General features: G+C 34.3%; 17 protein-coding genes, 3 pseudogenes and 1 riboswitch. Of the genes and pseudogenes, 3 read left to right on the forward strand and 17 right to left on the reverse strand.

The features are described from left to right. Positions 1 to 175: 175 nt before the first annotated feature. The 14 genes and pseudogenes from Q3V31_RS26875 to Q3V31_RS26945 all read right to left on the reverse strand — a co-directional run bounded on the left by Q3V31_RS26875 (position 176) and on the right by Q3V31_RS26945 (position 14,008). Positions 176 to 997 (reverse strand): peptidoglycan-N-acetylglucosamine deacetylase, encoded by an 822-nt coding sequence (locus Q3V31_RS26875; protein ID WP_097872381.1) that lies wholly within the window; start codon positions 995 to 997, stop codon positions 176 to 178. Between the two features lie 509 nt (positions 998 to 1,506). Further along, positions 1,507 to 2,790 (reverse strand): D-alanyl-D-alanine carboxypeptidase family protein, encoded by a 1,284-nt coding sequence (locus tag Q3V31_RS26885; RefSeq protein ID WP_097872382.1) that lies wholly within the window; start codon positions 2,788 to 2,790, stop codon positions 1,507 to 1,509. Between the two features lie 716 nt (positions 2,791 to 3,506). Then, on the reverse strand, positions 3,507 to 3,725 hold the full coding sequence (locus tag Q3V31_RS26890; RefSeq protein ID WP_329767526.1) for a hypothetical protein: 219 nt from the start codon (positions 3,723 to 3,725) through the stop codon (positions 3,507 to 3,509). A gap of 221 nt (positions 3,726 to 3,946) precedes the next feature. After that, on the reverse strand, positions 3,947 to 4,690 hold the full coding sequence (locus tag Q3V31_RS26895; RefSeq protein ID WP_097872383.1) for a lipoprotein BA_5634 family protein: 744 nt from the start codon (positions 4,688 to 4,690) through the stop codon (positions 3,947 to 3,949). A gap of 32 nt (positions 4,691 to 4,722) precedes the next feature. Next, on the reverse strand, positions 4,723 to 6,693 hold the full coding sequence (locus Q3V31_RS26900) for an FtsX-like permease family protein (protein ID WP_097872384.1): 1,971 nt from the start codon (positions 6,691 to 6,693) through the stop codon (positions 4,723 to 4,725). Continuing rightward, a complete protein-coding gene (locus Q3V31_RS26905; RefSeq protein ID WP_329767527.1) occupies positions 6,668 to 7,438 on the reverse strand; it encodes an ABC transporter ATP-binding protein in 771 nt (256 codons plus the stop codon). Before Q3V31_RS26905 ends, Q3V31_RS26900 begins: the two co-directional genes overlap by 26 nt. Positions 7,439 to 7,581: 143 nt before the next feature. Then, on the reverse strand, positions 7,582 to 8,568 hold the full coding sequence (locus tag Q3V31_RS26910; protein ID WP_097872385.1) for a sensor histidine kinase: 987 nt from the start codon (positions 8,566 to 8,568) through the stop codon (positions 7,582 to 7,584). Continuing rightward, complete coding sequence (locus Q3V31_RS26915; RefSeq protein WP_097872386.1) at positions 8,568 to 9,272, reverse strand: response regulator transcription factor; 705 nt, start codon at positions 9,270 to 9,272, stop codon at positions 8,568 to 8,570. The genes Q3V31_RS26910 and Q3V31_RS26915 overlap by 1 nt, the downstream gene beginning before the upstream one ends. A 435-nt stretch (positions 9,273 to 9,707) precedes the next feature. After that, on the reverse strand, positions 9,708 to 10,415 hold the full coding sequence (locus Q3V31_RS26920; RefSeq protein ID WP_329767528.1) for an IS6 family transposase: 708 nt from the start codon (positions 10,413 to 10,415) through the stop codon (positions 9,708 to 9,710). 55 nt (positions 10,416 to 10,470) lie between these two features. After that, positions 10,471 to 10,779: an ArpU family phage packaging/lysis transcriptional regulator gene (locus Q3V31_RS26925; RefSeq protein WP_097872613.1), complete on the reverse strand. Its 309-nt coding sequence runs from the start codon at positions 10,777 to 10,779 to the stop codon at positions 10,471 to 10,473. Positions 10,780 to 10,919: 140 nt separating this feature from the next. Then, positions 10,920 to 11,548, reverse strand: a pseudogene (locus Q3V31_RS26930) (Holliday junction resolvase RecU). Between the two features lie 3 nt (positions 11,549 to 11,551). Continuing rightward, the gene (locus Q3V31_RS26935) at positions 11,552 to 11,728 is read right to left on the reverse strand and encodes a hypothetical protein (RefSeq protein ID WP_170959317.1); all 177 of its coding nucleotides are present in this window, start codon (positions 11,726 to 11,728) and stop codon (positions 11,552 to 11,554) included. A 44-nt stretch (positions 11,729 to 11,772) separates the two neighbouring features. Further along, positions 11,773 to 11,910: a hypothetical protein gene (locus Q3V31_RS26940; protein ID WP_170959318.1), complete on the reverse strand. Its 138-nt coding sequence runs from the start codon at positions 11,908 to 11,910 to the stop codon at positions 11,773 to 11,775. Positions 11,911 to 13,789: 1,879 nt separating this feature from the next. Beyond that, positions 13,790 to 14,008 carry a hypothetical protein gene (locus Q3V31_RS26945; protein ID WP_097884473.1) on the reverse strand — a complete coding sequence of 73 codons (219 nt, stop codon included), beginning with the start codon at positions 14,006 to 14,008 and terminating at the stop codon, positions 13,790 to 13,792. 561 nt (positions 14,009 to 14,569) lie between these two features. On the opposite strand from Q3V31_RS26945, the gene Q3V31_RS26950 reads away from it, so the two are divergent. Beyond that, entirely contained in the window at positions 14,570 to 14,818 is a 249-nt protein-coding gene (locus Q3V31_RS26950) for a hypothetical protein (protein WP_097872615.1), read from the forward strand. Positions 14,819 to 14,903: 85 nt separating this feature from the next. Here the strand turns inward: Q3V31_RS26950 and Q3V31_RS26955 are convergent. After that, positions 14,904 to 15,611: pseudogene (locus Q3V31_RS26955) on the reverse strand (IS6 family transposase). A gap of 92 nt (positions 15,612 to 15,703) precedes the next feature. On the opposite strand from Q3V31_RS26955, the pseudogene Q3V31_RS31035 reads away from it, so the two are divergent. Together Q3V31_RS31035 and Q3V31_RS26960 are read left to right on the forward strand one after the other, a co-directional pair. Next, a pseudogene (locus tag Q3V31_RS31035) lies at positions 15,704 to 15,823 on the forward strand (LVIVD repeat-containing protein); the annotation flags it as partial. A gap of 398 nt (positions 15,824 to 16,221) precedes the next feature. Then, positions 16,222 to 17,142, forward strand: a complete 921-nt coding sequence (locus Q3V31_RS26960; RefSeq protein WP_097872618.1) for a CPBP family intramembrane glutamic endopeptidase — start codon at positions 16,222 to 16,224, stop codon at positions 17,140 to 17,142. A gap of 977 nt (positions 17,143 to 18,119) precedes the next feature. On the opposite strand, the gene mmuM is transcribed toward Q3V31_RS26960, so the two are convergent. Next, positions 18,120 to 19,097 (reverse strand): homocysteine S-methyltransferase, encoded by a 978-nt coding sequence (gene mmuM, locus Q3V31_RS26965; RefSeq protein WP_097872619.1) that lies wholly within the window; start codon positions 19,095 to 19,097, stop codon positions 18,120 to 18,122. After that, positions 19,072 to 20,481, reverse strand: coding sequence for an S-methylmethionine permease (gene mmuP / locus Q3V31_RS26970; protein ID WP_097872620.1), 1,410 nt, complete (start codon positions 20,479 to 20,481; stop codon positions 19,072 to 19,074). Before mmuP ends, mmuM begins: the two co-directional genes overlap by 26 nt. 83 nt (positions 20,482 to 20,564) lie before the next feature. Then, positions 20,565 to 20,672: riboswitch (SAM riboswitch) on the reverse strand. Between the last annotated feature and the right edge of the window lie 566 nt (positions 20,673 to 21,238).

The raw sequence follows: 21,238 nt of genomic DNA on the forward strand, positions 1-21,238 counted from the left end.
CTTTTTATGAATCCCATGATTCAAGATGAATTACAACCATTCGACAAAGAATTATAACGAGATATTACGCCTGCATTTTCAAAAAAAATTGTAAGAAGATTCGAATTTTACAAGTGTTTTTGAAGTATATGCAACAGAACTCTTTTTTTATAAGTCAACTTCATTTCTTCCTATGCTATATACGATTATCATGCCAGAAGTTTATTGGAAAATGATTATTCTCATCATAAGCTTCAAATTCATACCCCTTTTCTTTTAATCCTTTTATAATTGCTGGTATTGCTGCAATAGATTGTGGATGAATATCATGCATTAAAATAATCTCTTTTGGCTTTGTTGCACCTGTAATTACACTTTCAGCAATTTTTGCCGCAGCAGCATCCACTGGCATGTTACCATATCTCCAGTCTGAAGTATCTATCGTCCAATCCCAAACTCTTAAACCACTTTCTACAACCTTATTTCGAAGTGCTTCATTTAATCCAGGCGAAGAACCATATGGAGGGCGTGTTAGTTTTGGCGATTCACCAATAATATTTGCTATTAACCCCTGATCTTCTTTCATTTCATTGACATACTCGCCATTTGTATATAACTTCTTGGAATTGTGTGTCATACTATGCATACCTACATAGTGCCCTTCTGCTTTTTCACGTTTTACTAAATCAGGATACTGCTTTACATTTGCACCAATTAAGAAAAAAGTTGCTTTCGTATCATTTTGTTTTAATATATTTAACAATTCAGCTGTATATTTTCCTGGACCATCATCAAATGTAAGATAAGCAATTTTCCTCACTTGACCATTAAATTGAACTGGTGCAGCCTTATTCATCTCCACTTTCGACTGTTCACCTGCAAGGTGTACTGCATTTACTTGGCTGGCTACTGCTCTAGCTGGTGAAGTAATTGATTGAAACATAAAATACCCAATTGCGATTGCAATAATAGCCACTATTGTGACTATTATTCTTTTTACATTTAATATATTTCCCATTCTATGAAATTCCTTTCTTTAATAGCATTTCTCTATAATAATTCTATTCATATTTAAATACATTCCAATTTTTTCATTCCTACAAGTAAATATCAATAAACTATATGAATGGATAGCATCAACATTTTGTGCGCTCTGTACGCTAAGGTTGTAACCCTTGATTTAACAGAAATTCTAATCCTTCTATTCCACCTACTACAAAAAAATGGGCGAAAATCTCATCGATATGAGAAGAAAACAGTCCACTATACTCATAGGTGTTGTCTATAAGTATAGTGGACTTAGAAAACAAAAGAAGGCTGCATAATCTTTAAAAACGATACCTATTTAGGTTTATTTGGCATGCTCATTTTTAAGGATAAGAAGTGTTTTAAGAGTGTTATAGTTTATTTGAACGAAAATTGATTTTGTTTCTTTTCTTAAGACCAAAAGTATTTTACCATTTTTCAACATTAAAAAGAGAGGGTGACGTGCTTCTTATGAATATGCATTAAAAATAAGAGTTGTCTTTATTTTCCGCTAAAGAAAGAACCGATTTCGTGCATAAAACGTGTAAACCAATTAGCTTGTTCTACTTCAGATTTTGTTACAAGGTCTACTTGTAATGATTTACCTGATAAGAATCCAGGATCTGTACTATCATTAGGCGCTATAATCATTTGACTAATTGTTACACCTTTTTTAATAGGCGCTTCTTGTTCTTTATTCGATACTTTAAATTCTTTTTTATAAACGTCTATGCTACCCTTTGGCATCGGAAGTGAAACATCTTGCTTTATTTGAACCGCTACATCTCTATCTTTTGCATTTTCTACCCGCACTGTTTCATGCCCTTTTACTGCTGAATCTTTTTCATAGGCCTTCTTCACTTCAAAATTTGCAAATCCATAATCATATAATTTCTTTGTTTCATCAAAACGTGCTGTATGAGATTTTGTTTTAATCACTACAGAGATAAGACGCATACCGTTTCTTTCTACTGTGCCAGTGAAACAGTCTCCGGCTTCTGGAGTTGTTCCTGTTTTCAAGCCATCTACACCTTCGTATTGCTTAATTAAACCTTTTAACATCCAGTTCGAGTTCGCCATATCAATTGGATACTTGCCGCTCTTTTGGAATGTTTTTTTCGGAACTTTTGCTGTTTCTAATATTTGCGGAAAATCTTGAATTAGACGTTGTGCTAAAATCGCACAATCTCTTGCAGACATTTTATTTTTGTCATCTGGAGTTGACCCTTCAGGATGCTGTCCTTTTAAGTCAATGTTCGTTAAGCCTGTAGAGTTTACAAATTTATAATTTTCCAATCCAAATTCTTTCGACTTATCGTTCATCATTTTTACGAAATTGACTTCTTTTCCAGCAATTGCTTCAGCTAAAGCAATTGTCGCACCATTGGCAGAGCAAATTGCCATTGCCTCGTATAGTTCTCTTACCGTATAATAACCACCGTTTTCTAGGGGCACATTTGATAATGAGCGATCTTGTGAAACTTCGTGTGCGTATTTAGAAACTTTAATTTTCTGATCCCACTTAAGTTTCCCTTTAGCTATAGCTTCACTAACTAAGTACTCACTCATCATTTTTGTCATACTAGCAATCGCTAATAGTTCATCCGCATTTTTTTGATACAAAATTTTCCCGGAATCTGCTTCTACTAATATTGCTGCACCTGCTTCAATATTCAAAGCAGATCCTGTTTCTGCTGATACACTTACATATGTAACAAACATGCTAAAAAATAGTGTAAGCACAGTTACTATTGCAATGAATCTCTTGCAAAACATACCTTTCACTTCTGTTACCTCCAATATCTTGTACTCAAAAAAACGTTATTCTAACATAATCCGCCAAAAAATAGACAGTGTTATCAAATCCTATATACATATAAGACATTAGAATTATTTTTAAATAAACCATATCATCTCAATCTTTTAGGCGCTAACACGAATCAATCAGTCTCCTGCTGCTTTATTACATTAACGAATAGTGGTCCCTGCAAATTTTTCAAGAGTCATACCGATATCCAAATATTTTTATGATTAGTGAATATTCAACTAAGTCATCTTTCGTAAAGATTTTAAATTCATCAAGTTTGTCAATTGAATTTTACTTTAGTACTACTCCTGTAACCAAAACCATATAGGTGAAAACGCTCATTAAATCGGACAGTCGCTTACCGATTTGTACGGTATCGGTATCAATAATATAGGCACCCAGTCTAGCGTCAAGCTTTTTCTTGAATTGAGCGAATTCTCGATGAATCGCATGATTTGCAAGTTTAGTTTTCTCAGTTTTTTTTCGTTTACCTGTAATGATTCAGCTATATAGATTTTACACTTTTAAGACTAACACTCTGTATTTCCACACACATCTCCATTTTTAATACCCTTTCTCCTTTCGAAATAATCCGTAATTTCATATTTTTCAGGATTACAATTAATAGACAATCTAAGTAATACATTTGTTCCACATTTACAAAAAAATCAAGCCAGTTTGTACCGCAACCCTATTAAAGAAAAGGTATATAAAACTTATCAAATCCATATGAGAATAGTTTCTTAGTTTCTATAAAACGCTGAGAACCATTACTAGTCACCATTACAACAGAAATCATCCTTTTACCATCTTCTTTTGCTGTTCCTGAAAAACAGTAACCTACTGTATCTTTAAATCCAGTTTTTAATCCATCAACCCCTTGAAAATATAATATTCTATTAGGGGTCACCATATCATTGCGAGAAAATTGTAGGTTTAGACACAAAAAACAAGTGTATAAATTTAGATGATAGTTATAATTTCAAAAGTGGATCAGATTTTTTATTATAACTAAAAAATCTGATCCACTTATTTGTGTCCGTAAAATAATCATATTTAAAAAAATTAACAACTGAACTTTCATTCCTCGTTTAATAGACTTTTACTTTTTCTGTTCTATATGGATATATTTGTTTATTCTTCTTTAATATTTACAAAATTAACGGCACTCCTGTCCTCAGTGCCTAAAGCCATATTCACTTTATCTATTTCCTTACTTAATTCTGGTGCTTTCCCTTGATTGACTAAATTAAGATTCCCAAAAGATTTATTAAAAGATAGAATCTGTCTAGTTTTTTCTTTCCCATTTATTTCTTTAAATAATGTATCATCTACAATTAATAGGATTTTGTTGGATCCACCACGATATGGAGATAGCCATACATCCCCTTTGTATTGAACATTCATTTTTTTCTTATCGAATGTTAGTTCTTTCAAGTCTTTATATTCTTTATTTGCAAATATGATAGTTGCATCTTTTTCTATTTTTGGTAACGAGTCAAGAGGGTCTGAAGATAGGAGCCCCTCGTTATTATCCCTTTCACGTATAAGTCCCTTTTTATTCATTTTTTCAGCAGTTGTTCTACTAATAAATAGTAAATTACTAGTAGCAGTATCCATAGAATCCACAAAATTAGTCGGTAGCTTTATGTCGAGCTTGTTATTATCTATAGTCCCTTCTTTTAATTGATAAAGGTCTTGTGAGCTTGTTATATCTTTGTATGAGTCAATTATAGAGTTTCTTGTTTGTTCGTTTATCGCTCCTACTTCTATTGAAATTCCATTTGCCGGGGAATTTTTTGCACCCAATAATGAACATGCTCCTAACATGGTAATCGAAATACTAGCTACTATTAATAATCCAATTCTTTTTTTCAACCTATATTCTCCTTCTTTTAATTATATTTGAATTAAAAAATCATTTTATACATTTTTTTCAAGTATTGGGAACGAACAAAGTAAAAGTATATAATTTGCATAACTAAGAAACAAATCAATACCATAGTTGAACTACCCAAGACTGAAAAAGCGGCTAAATTTTGTAAGGCCATAAAAGCAACCGCACTATGTGTAATAGCAACTATAATTGGTAAAAAGAATAACAATGCCAGTTGTCGTGATACAATTTTCTTTAATTCTGGTTTACTTAAACCAACTTTTGCTATCATTTTATATTGCTGCTGATTTCGTTCTAAGTCTGTGTATAATCGGAAATATAAAAAGCTTGCCGCAAACGTAAAGAAAACAATTCCTATTAATACACTCATGACAGATACAAGTCCAAAACTTTGCTTCATAGCTATCCACGTAAAAATTAAAGCCGAAAATTGATATGATTCGTTGTATACCCTAGGATCATTTATATCTTTATTCCCTTTCTGTAAGGAAGCCAAGATTTTTTCAGCAACTTTTTTTGTTTTCTCCCAATCTTTCACAACAAAACCATTGATAGTGAATTGACCGTAGTGACTCTCTGGATCCACAATCATTTGATTATATACAGTATCCGGAATAATAATTGTCGTTGTGTTTGTATCTTGTAGTTCTTTTGGCGTTAGTATTTTATTTACATGCATAGCTTTTTTTATATTTCCATGCAACAATTGAAAGTTATTTTGATTAGATTTTGTATTAGTAACTTTTCTTGATGGTATGACAAAACTATCATTTTCATCTTTTAAGCTTTCTTTTTCAAAACCAAATGCCTCAGCTAACTTATTATAATCACTTATTTTTATAACACTTAATAAAACATTACTGTCATAAATGGTATCCCTAATTTGTTTTATTGAATAAGCTACTTGTTTGAATTTAAACCCACCATTATTGAGTTCGCTTTCTATTTTTTTTAGATGCACTTTTTCTAAAGGATTATTATTATAAGACTTATAAGTAAATGCAAAGGGGCTATCCGATTCAGCCATGGATGAGTTACTTAATCCCATACAAGTTCCCACTGCAGTGAAGGCAACGGCAGAAATAATAGTTACCATAAAAAACATTTTTGCATTATCTTTTAATTGATACACTAAATCTGAGAGGGTTAATATGTTTGTTTTTTTAAAGAAAATATTTTCTCTCTTCTTTAATGCACGTAACACATACACACTAAGCTGTGTAAATAAGAAGTATGTACCAAGTACAACAAAGCTCACCCCTGTCGCCATCATGAATAATACATATTTCACATCCTTGTAATGAATTGCGTTAACACTATGGAAAACAGCTGTATATCCTAATCCAATACAAATTAGTGCGAACAAAGATACCCACAGAGATGCTTTTGGTTCAGGCTTTGGCTTTTCTTCTGCTTTTATTAATTCTACTAATTGCTCTACATTTACTAGTCGAGAAGTGAAAAGTGAAATAAATAAAAATAGTAATAAGAACGCTCCAAATGTTATCCCAATTGCTTTAAATGGCATGTAAAATGGGAGTCCTTTATCAATCATTAACAGATTGTTGCTCATAATTAAGATAAACTTAGAGAACGCCATTCCAATTGTAATTCCTGTTAAAATAGAAGCGATACCAATTATTATATTTTCAATAAATACTAATTTATTCAACTGTGAACGCGACATCCCATGTAGCATTAGAATTCCAAAATCTTTTTTTCTTGTTTTTAAAAATGCACTTACAGAATATAGGATAAAGAAGAATGAGAAGAAAAATATTAACCCCTGCGATATCTGTAATCCTGACTTTGCAAATGTATTGATTGTTATACTGGCAGCAAGATCGCCTTGTAAATTAGGATGAAATGCAAGTAATGCATAAGTAAAGAAAATCATAATAGCAAACGTACTACTTAAAAAATGAGCCAAATATGTTCGTTTACTTCGAATGACGTTATTAAATGCGAACTGTCGAAAAGTCATTTGCATTTCCTCCTAATAATGCTAAAACCTCTAGAATTTTTTGATAGAATACTTTGCGATTATCTCCACAATAAATCTCATTGTATAACTGTCCATCTTTGATAAACACAATTCGATCACAATAACTTGCAGCCATTGCATCATGTGTCACTAACATCATCGTTGTGCTATTTTCTTTATTAAGCTTTGTCAATAATTCCATCACATCACTAGCAGATTTTGAATCCAGATTTCCTGTAGGCTCATCCGCAAGTAATAATTTCGGATTATGAATAGTAGCTCGTGCGATTGCTGTTCTTTGTGCCTGTCCACCAGAAATTTCATACGTACGTTTATCTAATATTTCAGTTATCCCTAATTTTTCAGTAATAGCTTCCACTTTCCCTTCCATTTCTGTAGGACTTACACCATCAAGCGTAAGTGGAAGAACAATATTTTCTTTCACTGTCAGTGTATTAAGGAGATTAAATGATTGAAAAACAAACCCTAATTCACGTCTTCGAAATAAAGACAACTGATCTGGAGATAACAGATATGGATTTTCTCCATGAATTAATACTTCTCCTGATGTTGGAGCATCTATAGTAGAAACCATATTTAATAGCGTTGTTTTACCACTCCCAGATGGTCCCATAATTCCTACAAATTCACCTTTGTTTATTTTTAAATCAATATGGGATAATGCTGTATAAGAAATTTTCCCAGGATAAACCTTCCCTAAATCTGAAACATGTAGTATCACCACAAGTATTTCACCTTCCATTTCTCTTTTCGATACATGAAGTGTAACCTATATTTAGTATGTCCCCTATCGATTTCCCTAACATTTATCTAACAAGTTTGTAAGATTCAAAAGAAAAATCCGATGAATAATCTTTCTTTCATCGGTTAACGAGAGGCATACGGGAATACGATTCTAACTTTCGTTCCCTTACCAACCTCAGATTCTAGCTCAATCTTATGATTTAATTTTTCACATACTTCTTTAACAAGATATAATCCCATTCCTGTAGACTCTTTGAATTTCCTACCATTTTCTCCAGTATAAAATAGATTAAAAACACGTAGTAAATCAGCAGTAGGAATACCCACTCCATAATCTCTTACTTCCAAAATAATTGCTCGTCCTTTTGAATACGCCGATACTATTACTTTCCCTTTCTTACTTGATGAATATTTAATTGCATTTGACAGTACTTGATTGAGTATAAATCGAAACCATTTCTTGTCTGTTTCTACAATAAGACTCGGATCTACTTTTACTTCTGGATACACATAACTACGTATAAACAGACGTTTATTTTCATGAATAACAGAATCAAGCATTCCCAATAATTGCAATCGTTCTACATGAAAATCCTGTTCAAATGTTTCTAAACGAGCAACATATAAGACCATTTCTAATCCTTTTTTGATTCTTTCCGTTTCTTCATTAATACTGTCAAATTGAGAGTCATCTGCATCTTGTGTAATTAACTCAATAACAGAAAGAGGTGTTTTCATTTGATGAACCCATTGATTCATAAAAGTCATTTGTTCTTGTTGTTTTCGTTCCCATTTTTTTAATTGGTTTTGATAATATTGATATTGAGTTTGTAGTAATGTTTCTAAGGCCATTGATAACGGAGTCGAATCACTATCTTTTATTGATTCATTTAACGTTTCCATTGGTGTTGATAGACGCTTGTAGAATGAACGATGACTATAATAACGATATATTAAATAACCCATTAATAAAAAAACACCTAAAAATACAGAATATAATGCTGTCAAAACATGTGGATAACCATCAAACCAATATATAAAAAGGATGATAAGCAATTGGGCAAATGTATAACAAATGAGTGGAATATGTTCTTTTAAAAATAATTTCATTATTCCTTTCCTTCCCTCTCCCAAGTAGCATGCAAACGATATCCAGCACCACGAACTGTCTCCAGTGCGTTTTCAATACCTAAATCTTGCAATTTCCTTCTAATTCTTCCTATATTTACACTCAATGTATTCTCATCTATATATGAACTATCCCATAGTTGTTCTAAAATCACTTCACGTTTTACAAGGAGTGGAGACTTTGTTATCAATATTTCCAATAAAGTTGTTTCTTTTCTAGTAAGTATAATTGTCTTATCTTCTAGTTGAAGTTCCATTCTTTCTGGGAACAGGAATAATCCTGATTGCTCAACTATTCGTTCTTTTACTTTAGGAGCATATTCACCGTATGCTCTCCTGAGTTGACTACGGATTTTAGACATTACAACTTCATAATAAAAAGGTTTCGTAATGTAGTCATCACCACCATTTTCTAAAGCCATAACTTGATCCATCTCTCCACTCCTTGCAGATAAAAATACAATTGGACAAGTAGAAATAGCTCGTATTTGGCGACACCAATAATAACCGTCAAAATTAGGTAAATTTACATCTAATATCACTAAATCTGGTTTTATCTCTTGAAATATTTCTAAGATATTTTCAAAATCCTCTATAATAACACTTTGGTATCCATATTTTTTTATATGAGCTCCCAGTAATTCAGCGATTTTCATATCATCTTCTACAATCATGATTGTATTCATTTCGTAATCTCCTTTAATTTAGGTGTAATTTTTAAAGTTCGTTTAGTGTTTTATATTTTATTTATTTAAAAAAGATGATATCTTATATCCCCCCTAAAATGCAATAAGTATCCATTAAAGTGCATATTTATTGTTTCTAAATTAATAAACGTAATAGAGATGGTATCCATCTTTTTTTCTTTACTTAAAATAGTATGTTGATTCTCCAATTGGATGAGTAGGATATAATTGAAAAAGCACCCTGTTTACAGGGCGCTTCATTAAATACAATATCCATTTTACATATTAACTAAAAAACTTTTGAACTACCCCCAAACGATAATTCTATACAAATTGCTCGATTTTATCGTTTGGAAGTAGTTCATTTGTGTGGTTCTGGTGCAAATACTTAGGAAAGATGTAAAGATGCGAAAAGTTTCCTAGTGGAATCTAGTCTTAAGCAGCAATTCCAAATAATTGATGGATGAACTTCACTTGATTTTGGACAGACTTGTCCAATAAAACAAGTTGCTCTTTTTTCACCATATGCATAGCTTCTATTCCAGAAAGAATGGATGTAGCTGTGCGAAAGGATTTCAATCCTAACATCGAACGAACTCGCTTTTTAATAAACCGATGATCTTGTTCCACTATGTTATTGAGATATTTCACTTGCCTTAGTTGGATGCCTAATGGCATCTTTTTTTCTTTTCTCAATTCTTCAACTGCTATAGGATAAGCTGGATTCTTATCTACTGTCACGACACGAGGCTCAGAAATATGAAAAGACTGCAAAGCTTTCTTGAAGAATCGCTTTGCAGCCTTGTGGTTTCTTGCCTTGCTTAGGTAAAAATCGATGGTATTTCCTTTCGAATCGACAGCACGATACAGGTACATCCATTGACTTTTTATTTTGATATATGTTTCATCGACTCTCCAAGAGTCATTGGTTTGCTTGAGATGACGACGGATTCTTTTGTCTAATTCAGGATCATACTGATGAACCCAACGCATAATCGTTGTATGAGAAACGGATAAGCCCCGTTCCTCCATCATTTCCACCAAATCACGAAAGCTCAAGTTGTACCGTAGGTACCATCTTACTGTTTGCAAAATAATATCATGATGATAATGCTTCCACTTGAATAAATTTCGCTTTTCCATACTAATCACGCACCTTTTTTAGAGTAATAGTATCAGTATGTCCAAGATTTAGAGATTACCTGCAATTATCTTGAAGTTTTCGCACCAGAACCTCCTTTACTCTCTCGTTAGTTAGGAACTTACGCTCAACGATATTCCGTTCATCTTCATCTAGTAAGTTATTCAGCACCTTCTCAACCTGCTGCACCTTCCACTTACTTGTGTTTCTAGAATTACGTAACTCAGGGAATAAACTAATTCCTTCTTGTTCCACATCATTACTGAATCGCATCTTGAGTGCTCTGTATTCCTTTAATACGCTTACTACTTCCTTTTGTACTTTCTTATCATCGATAGCCGGTAATAAAGTTAATTGTCTCTCCATGAAGGAATCCCCCTATTTCTGAATTTGTCTTTTTAACATTACATTAGGTACGTGAAATTTTACTATCTCTTTGTTGAATAAGGGAACATCGCGCATTAACATAGCCCTCACCACACTATTGCGCATTGTTCCGCTATCCATTAAGCCTTTAATAATTTTCGTTTCTTGTTGGTCATTCTCTCTTTCGCTGCTTCAATGTTATTTGCTACCTTTTTAAGGTCCTGATCAAATTGAATCATGTCATCAAACATAACTGGAGTTACTGCTTCAACGATGTATTGTAAGTAATCAACCGGTGCTCGTTCTGTCTTATCTACTAAATACCCATAAATATCAAAATCCGCTCTCGGTATCGACTTCTTGCCTTTTGGCTGTTGTGACATCCTTACATACGATTGAATGACTGATAGCGGTACCGCGAATACTGACTGGTCCTTACTAAACCCAATTAGGAAGAAATAAATTGCCCCCATCTTCTCCGCTGTCTCTAGATAATCCAATTGATGCTGCGCAATGTTCTTTAGATCAAATCGATTTATCTCATTTGTAGACTTTGCTTCAAACGCTATAGCCTATCCCTTATACACGCCGTCATAATCTACTGTACTTTTAGATTCGTAATAACCATCTCTTACACGACCATAAACCATTTTTAACACCTTCACAGGAGTTGGACGCTTGTTTATAAGCACCACCCCCCTCTTTGATACATTTCATTCGATAGATTGATAAGCTTTTCAAAAGCCATTCCACGGTTTCCTTGTCCCATTTATTATTCCTCCATTTCTTTCTTGCAGCCCTCAAGAAAATCAATTACTTCCTGAACATGCTCCCTCGTTGTCATACTCTCTATTACATATCCTTCATCGTTATAAACATTGACCTTATTTCCTGTAAACTCCATTCCGCACATTCCATCTGCACCTAATAGCTTTACGCTACCTTCCATTCTTTTAACCTCACTTTCTATTCAAAGGATTATTTTATTGGGTTTTATCCGTAAATTACTTTCACTTCATGAATAAGATCTGTTTCTTCTGTCATAGCTTTAGCATCTTCATACGCTTCAAGAACATCTGCATAATCGTAAGTCTTCACGCACTCACCAATCAAAAATATACCTACCTTCATTTTCATCTACCTCCTGAATAAAATTAAATATTCCGTCAATAATATAGATAGGCGACAGCCATAACCCATTTAATGAAGTCCCTAGCCTTTCTCCCAGTTCCCCCTTGGAGATGAGCAGTTAGCTTTTGCTAGCTGCTCTTTTATTTCGTATCATCTATATAGAACTCAGCAACATGCTCAATTAAGTTAGCTAAAGTTTTAATTACTTCTTTAGATTCTTCTTATCTTCAACAGCATTTTCGATATACGGCTTCATTTCTTCAAATAATTCGTAATCCATCAGTTATCCATTCCCCTTTTCTACAAAATGAAATTTTTATACAAAAGACACACACTTAAGTAAAAATAAATTCATATGATATATGGCTTCCTTTCTTTTAGAGTGGATAGTCGTTACAGAAGAGCACTTTCCGAAGTGCTCTTACATTTACATACAAAATAGCGTTTTTGTTCAACTTCCTGCTTTTAATCTCCGCGCCTTGTCAAAATATAATCTCAAATATCCTTCAACTTATTATGATGCAAGTGTCCACACTAAATTGCTGGACAAGCATAAAATAAATTGAGTCTAATAATAAAGGAGGAATAAATATAAAAAAACGTCACATGCTTACAGTCAAACTCACTTCATTTAATGGGACTTCGCTGACCGGCATCACTCTAGAAGGCTTCACGCTGACAGCGAACGTCACGATGAGAACAATTTATCATCCAGTAGTTCTCAATCAATACCACGTTCATCCCCTAAACGTCACGATGAAAACAATTTATCATCAAGAAGTTCTCAATCAACATCACGTTCATCCCCTAATCGCGAACTATAGCACAGCCTTCATATCTGGTAGCAGAACTGCTATCTTGAATGCCGTGACTGCACTCGCAAATGCTGGGGCAAGCGCGCAGGTCCGTTTGGATCCCTACAACAATACCGTAGCATCCTTCCGGCCTGTCTCCTCAATAATATAAGTTAGATATCCGTCACAGTTGGATCTTAATTTCGACTGTGACAGGTACGGAGCTGTTCAGGCGAATAGTCCTCGGAATTATGATTGGTACATATCCTTATATTTATCGATCCGCTCAGCTCTGCAGAAGTTACGTACACATTTCAAGATGCAATTAATATTTCACTTGTCGGTTTCAGTTCTTATTCAAATAACTATTTTGTTCTGCTTTTTCATTTGAAACATATAAATAAAATGGTGGTAAGTAATTATCTTGATCATTGCACACTCAATTCTGGCACCTATACAAGGTGCTCTTTTTTGATACTTACAAAATAACGCTTTTGTTATAATTTATGAACATATTTTAGACCTAAAAATCCTACCGAATATTTTTAGGATAAATTTACCGGATGAATTAGCAGAAATTTCGTGTTATTCTGAACGTGTTGAATAACCCAATACATTCAACAATGCTCCTGATTGCATACTTAGTATGCAATTATCTATACAGATACCTTAGCTAATACGTCCCCCTAATCGTCGTTATTACTAAGGTATTTTTTTATACGCCCTGTGTGCAGGGCTTTTTTATTTCTACAAAATGAAATTTTTATTAAGTTTCCTTCATTCCACATAATATTTCCAAGCCCGTTTATACTAAAACTGTAACTTTAAGTTACAGTTCATGAAACATTACTTGTAGGGCCTAGTTTCTTTTGTACAATAAGTGGTTAGCTAATTAAGCTGGCTACTTTATTGTACCGAATGTAGTTTTTATTAAAATCTTTCTCAACAACTAACACATAGATAATACACTCCATTTTTGGTAATATATAGTTAATCTCTATATGCTTATTTTTATTAAAAGGACCCACCCCCTCAATGTGGGTCCTTTTAAATGTTTTCTACTAAAATAGCGTTTTTATTAAAAACTAAAATTTAACCTCATCACCTTTATAAAACGTATACCTCCATTTAACTTTTCCGTTAACACATACCTTGAAATCGTAAAATACATCTTCCTTTTCATTCTTCTTATGATTTTCTTCTAACTTCCTTACAACATCTTCTCTGATCTCAGAAACAATCAATATTCGTCGTATATCCTTAAAAGCTACACATTTCTCGAGTGTGTATATTTTTTTCATCATTTCGCGCTCCCCTTTCTCTCAAATAACGATTTTGTTCACTTTTATAGCTTACTATTTCTCATAGTTGTGTTTTTCTTCTGGGACTTTTATAAAGTTAAGGTGTCCATCGAGATAACAATCATTGATATAACCCCCAAAATATATTTCATTAACTTCGCTTAAAGTAAAATTTTCATTTTTTCATTCAACCAAGTTCATAACATATTCTTTTCCTCCGATAAAATAATGATTAGGTGCCCCACGCACATTTTATCCACTGGAAATAATACCTTTCACGCACTTAACTATTAGAAACTTCATTTCTGCTTCTTCTGCAATAGCAATTTTGTTCACTTTTTCGATACGTTTATGAAACATTCATATGTTACCTTCAGTACGTTCTATCCTTTTTATAAAACCGTGTGAGATATACCAAAACAAGAAGCCCTAGAGCCCTAACTCTAGGGCTTCTTGTTTTTAAATAAGGATTTTGTTTGACTTTAGTTCTTACATAAGACCGACTAGACACTAACATTTTTATGTAGTACAATTCCTATCAGAAAAATGTTAGGAGATTTATTTATGACTTTTGAAGATAACCGTCAATTAGGAATTCAACAAGGATGTATAGTTATAACAGATCAATCGCAATATCTTGTTGTTAAAAAGAATGAAAATTATTCTTTATTAAACATCGCAACTGCGGAATGCATAAACTTTGAAGTTTCACTTGAACATCTTGAAGAAATGGTCCAAGTAGATTTAAAAGAAAAAATTCAAGATATCATTCCACCAGAGAATATTAAAATCGTAGCGCAAAACAGAATATAATATGTATTTTCTAAGAGCACTTTCTTTGGTTCTGGTGCAAAAATAAAAGAGAATAAAGCGCATATATCCCTAACGGAATCGTATCTTATGGTGCAAGTCCAAACAATTGAAGGATGAATTCTTTCTGATTTTGGACAGACTGGTCCCGTAAATTAAGCTGTTCTTATTTAATCATATGCATGGCTTCTACCCCAGAAAGAATGGATGTAGCTGTGTCAAAACATTTAAGCCCTAGCATAGAATGGATTCGCTTCTTTATAAAGCGATGATCTTGTTCTACTATGTTATTCAAGTACTTTTGTTGTCTAAGTCGCATACCGCTAGGTATGCTTTTTTCTATTTTCAACTGTTCAATTGCTATCGGATAAGCTGGATTCTTATCGACTGTTATCATACGTGGCTTTGAAACATGAAAAGACCGCAAAGCTTTCTTGAAAAAGCGCCTTGCAGCCTTATGATTTCTTGTTTTGCTTAGGCAAAAATCGATTGTATTTCCGTTCGAATCAACAGCACGATACAAATACATCCATTGACCTTTTACTTTGATATATGTTTCATCGACTCTCCAAGAGTCATTTGTTTGTTTGAGGTGACGACGGATTCGTTTGTCCAATTCAGGACCATACTGATGAACCCAACGCATAATCGTTGTTTGAGAAATGGATAAACCCCGTTCTTCTAGCATTTCCACCAAATCACGAAAACTGAGGTTGTACCGTAGGTACCATCTTACCGTTAACAAAATAATATCAGGCTGATAATGCTTCCATTTGAATACATTTTCCTTTTCCATACCAATCACTCACTCTTCCTAAAGTAATAGTAACAGTATGTCCAAGATTTATAGATTCATTGCAATTGTCCTTAAGTTTTTGCACCAGAACCGAAATTTATAATATTATCAATCCTGCGACCCCTATACGTGTAGGAGAATTTGGTGCCGGAGATTTAGATTTCCCTAATGGATTAGCAATTTTTACAGTATTCGGATACAACTACCAATAACGATAATTATGAAAATGAGCTGTCCATATGGGCGGCTTATTATATTTTTTGCTTAGCGCGGGGTTTTTCCGAAATGCTGGCGATACCCCATGCCCATCAAGTTAAGATTTTAAAGTACCCCCTAAATGGAAATTTTGTGTTTTTATAGCACCAAAGTTTATTTTTATCGTTTTGGGGAACAACAGATTTTTCAACTTGATAGCAATGTGGTGCTACCCCCAGATGAACTCAAGGTAGACAAAGAAATGAAGGAAACTGTTATAGAAATTTCTACATTTCTTTGGTAACGTATCGCGTCTTTCTTACAAAAACTTTAACTTTATCACATCAAAAAGGTTCTTTATGAAAACTTATAGAATTAGAACATATCGCAGCATTTTATAATTGAAGGGGTGATTATGTTGGAGTATTTTATAAAATCAAAAAACTCATCAACAGGTCTGAGAGGGTATTTGGAATCCTATCCGTTAACTTCATTTTTTGTAATGGCATATTTATTCTCGTGGGTTGTATTAATTCCATTTATCTTATCCCAATGGGGTATTTTACCTAAAACAAAAGCGTTTGATATTTTCTTTGTTGCCAATGCATTTGTAGGCCCTATGTTGGCAGCATATATCATGATTCGAACTCTTGAAGGCAAAGAGTCATGGAAAAAAGTTAGAAAAAGCATCATATTTACTAAAGTCGGTTTGAAGTGGTACTTGTTTACTCTCATTGTTATCCCCGCTGCAATGTTTCTGAGTATGGTGATATTAAATAGGGGGATACCTACTTTCCATGACCTTACTTCTAGATTCTTTATAACCTATCTCATCTCTTTTGTAGTTACTTTCTTTCTCGGTGGACCTTTACCTGAGGAAATCGGATGGCGCGGTTTCGCTCTCCCTCGGTTACAATCGAAGTTTGGACCGTTAAAGGCAACATTACTACTTGCCGTCCTGTGGGCTTTTTGGCATCTTCCACATTTCTTAACTGCTGCACAAAGGGGCGGACCAGGTTCTGACCTTTCTATCCTATATATTCATTTACCAATTTTCATTTTGATGTGTTTGCCGATTTCAATCATTCTCACTTGGGTCTATAACTGCAATCGCGGTAACTTATTTATTGTCATGCTAGTTCATGCGAGTGTAAATACGTTTAGCTTGGTACAAACAAATTCCACCAACCCTGTTTTAAAGAATTCAGATTTATTTGTAGGGATAGGATTGAGCATTGTTGCTTTGCTTATTCTTATTTTCACACGAGGCAGCCTTGGATATAGACAAATTACTAATGAAATAGGATTCAGTAACAATGAAAATATAAGTAAATAGAAACGAAAACCATAAAATAGGTTGATGGCAATGGGGTGGCACCCCAGATTTAAACCATATTCCTCAATGAATAAAATAACTTAACATGGTAAAATAATATTTGGATGGGAGTCCAATACATATTATTAAAATTAAAGTGGTTCAAGTCGGCGGAAGGCACCTTAGGGTGTCTTTTTTTATTATTTCATTTTGTAAATTAATAAAAAAAGACTAGCAGCATACACTAGTCTTCTAAATGGGGTACCGCCACAAATCTATCAACTTAAGAATTTGGTAGTTCCTCAAAACGAAGAAATTTTTTATTTCGGAAACACTTTAAAATATTAGCTTGATAGACATGTGGTGATACCCATCAACTTAAGAATGGAAACAAAGTGTACTTTCATTTTGTTGGGTAAAGCATTCCTAAAATAGAAGCATACTCTTAATAATACGCATAGCAAATAAACCCTATCGTTTTATTAAAAGTCAAGAAAATAGTAATGAAATCCTATATTTATGCGATTGAATATAATGTCACACATTTTATAAGGTAAAAAGGAAAGGATAGATGAACAGGAGAGTATACTTGTTTACATCTATCCTTTTTTACAACAATATGACCACATTTACTACTACAACAAAGATTTTTACCACAACAAATTTTCATATAGTTATTGAACTATTTTTTGAATAACTAAATTAACCTCTTCGTTAACTTTAATTACGAATAAATGGTCCCCTTCACCTTCAATTGGATCAACTACATCTTCATTAAAAGATTCAGCATGTTGTCTACCATATCTATTAAACTAGCGGTTTTTATTTTCCCTGATTCCTTTCCATACCTAAGGTACCCAAAAGTCCACTGGATTCCCGAGGCTACCATCCACATTTGTGTCTCTGAAAAAACATTTTGTGCCACTAGACGTAACTGTAGATTCCTGAACAAGCAAAATCATGAAAATACACACAAAGTTAGATTATCATCCATTACATTACTGTTTTGCTTCGTTCGAATAGAAAAACTTGGAGGAACGCCACTTGTTCGATATCTCCTCAATGTGATAAGGTGTCGTTCTGCAGCATCCACCTATTAAACGTGCACCTGCTTGGTACCATTCTTCAGATTGAATCTCCAACGCGTTACATTGTTCATGACCGTGCCATGTTTTTGTTTCTGGATTATAAGTTTCACCAGAGTTTGGATAAACAATAATCGGTTTTTTGGTGTTTGCCCTCAACTCTTGGATTGCACCAGTTACAACGGTTACTGGCGCACAATTGATGCCTATCGCTACAATTTGTTCACTTTTCTCAAAAATTCGTGCACACTCCACGAGTTTCATACCTTCACTAATCTCTTTCTCATTTTTTAGCGAAAAGGAAAGCCACGCATATGTTGCTGGAAACTCACGCAATAATGTATCTAATACTCTTGCTTCTTGCAGGGAAGGGATCGTTTCAAATGCCAATAGATCTGCACCTGCTTCGATTAACGCAGACATTCTCGAACGGTGAAAGTCTGCTAATGTTTTATCTGTCACACCATAGTTTCCTACATACTCTGAACCATCTGCGAGGTAAGCCCCGTACGGCCCAACTGATGCAACAACCAATGGTTTAGGCCTATTCGTTTGCGTATTTTCCTTCCAAAAATCATCTCTTGCCCTTCTTGCAAGTAACACCGTTTTCTTAATTAATTCCAAAGCTTCCTGTTCTTGTATTCCACGCGCGGAAAAACCACTAATAGTAGCTTGATAGCTTGCTGTTATGGCACAGTCCGCTCCAGCACGAAAATAGTCCGAATGAACCTGATAAATTAGTTCCGGATTTTCTAGTAACACACGTGCCGACCAAAGGGGATCGTCCAAATTACATCCATGCGCCTCCAATTCAGTAGCTAATGCTCCGTCAAGAAGCATAATGGAATGTTGGGATAAAATAGCATCAATTGGGTTGATTTTGTTCGACATAATCTACGTCCCTCTTTTTTAGATTTTTTGTTAGATAATAACTTCCATAGCAAAATAAAATAAACGGTATGCCGCAATATAAGGCAATTCTCTGTGTTGGATCGAATGCAATTCCAATACACGATGCCAGACAAAGGATAAAAGAAACAATTGGTACTAATGGGTATAGTGGTGTGCGATAAATCAAGTCCTTCTCAGAATTTCCTTCTTTCAAAAATTGTCTGCGAAATAGAAACTGGGAAGCACTAATACTCATCCAAACTATAACTACTGCTAGACCGGAAATGGAAACAAGTACGATATAGACAGTATCGGGTGCCACAATACTTGAGAGCAAAGCCAACGCTCCACCCACCATGCTGAAAATGACGGCGTTGATTGGAACACCTTGCTTCGTCATTTTCCCAAAAATCGGGGATATCGTATTCTTATTAGCAAGCGACCAAAGCATTCTAGAAGAGGCATAAAGGCCTGAGTTTGCCGCAGATAAAATGGCTGTTAAGATAACGAAATTCATTATGTCAGCTGAATATGGCACCCCAATTCGTTCTAGAACTGCAACAAAAGGGCTCTCTAATACCCCTGCATCGGAAATAGGCAATAACGCAGATAAAACAACAATCGTTCCTACAAAAAAGATGATTAATCTCCACAGAGTAATTCGAATGGCCTTCGGTATCATTTTTTCCGGGTTCGCTGTTTCTCCAGCTGCAATGCCTATTAATTCTGTTCCCGAAAAAGCAAAATTAACCGCAAGCATGGTCATCATAATGGCCGTAGCACCATGAGGAAATAAACCTCCACTTGTAAAATTAGAAAAGAATGGTGCTGCTTTTGAATGAGTCATCGGAAGAAACCCTAGCATTGCCGCTACTCCTAAAACAATAAAAAACACAATAGCTATAACCTTTATCGATGAAAACCAAAATTCGGATTCGGCGAAAAATTTAACAGTCAGGACATTTAATACAAAGATCAAAATGGCAAAAAGAGCACTCCATACCCAAACATTAACTGATGGAAACCATCGCTTCATAAGTAATCCTGCGGCCGTAAATTCAGAACCTAAAGCAACAGTCCAAGTTAACCAATACAACCAGGCTACTGTATACCCTGTACCCGGTCCAATGTATTTAACTGCATAACTATGAAATGCGCCCGTTTCAGGCATATGTACGGAAAGCTCTCCTAAACATAGCATAACTAGATAAACCACTAGCGCACCAATCAGATAGGATAGAATTGTTCCAAACGGGCCAGCTTGTTGAATAGTGTAACCCGAGCTTAAGAATAAACCAGTTCCAATCACCCCACCAAGTGATAGCATGACTAAATGACGTGCTTGCATTTTCCTTTGAAATTCTCGCCCATTTTTGTTCTCCATTTCTACTCTCCTTTAGTTACTATCCAGAAAAAACAAAAACGCACTCTAAAAAAGAGGGCGCTACTGACAAATAAAAACGGAAGCTCTCATCTATCAGGATTATCACCCGCTGGAATTAGCACAGTGTCTACTTAAGCAGACCTGTTGCTGAGGTTTCATAAGGCCAGTCCCTCCACCTCTCTGGATAAGAAATATTTTTTTATAACCTTATCAATCCATTCAATAACTGTCAAGATAATTCTGTTTTTTAAAAAAATTATCTATTATAGAAATACAAAAAATGGAGTATTACTATAATTGCAACCCACTCCTTCTTGGGTATTATTTAAAAATCGAACATACAAAACCTCATTTATTTATGATACGGTTCACAAGCTCTTCCTCAAAATTTAATGCACTTCTAAATATCTTCTTACTTCTTTGGCTATGGGGTCACCATACATAACCATCAACTCAGGAGATTTTAATACCCTCCAATATCAAAAAACGTTATCCTTTCTAAACAAGCTAAGGTTTTGAAGTACCCCCTAAACGAAAATTTTCTTTCTCTACAGGTAGTTATTTTGAGAAGTCAGCTCATTTTTCCTGTTTTGGGGCATTAATTTTTCTTAAGTTGATGGACATGTGACGCTACCCCACATCCATCAACTTAAGGTATATTTTTATACAAAATGCGGTCTTTCCATATAGTTTTTTATTATCTTTTATAGATTTTATAAAAGTAGGCATATCAAATAAACCCTGACGGGCTTCAATT

The sequence above is a fragment of the Bacillus nitratireducens genome (genome assembly GCF_036320425.1).
Classification (GTDB): Bacteria; Bacillota; Bacilli; order Bacillales; family Bacillaceae_G; genus Bacillus_A; species Bacillus_A nitratireducens.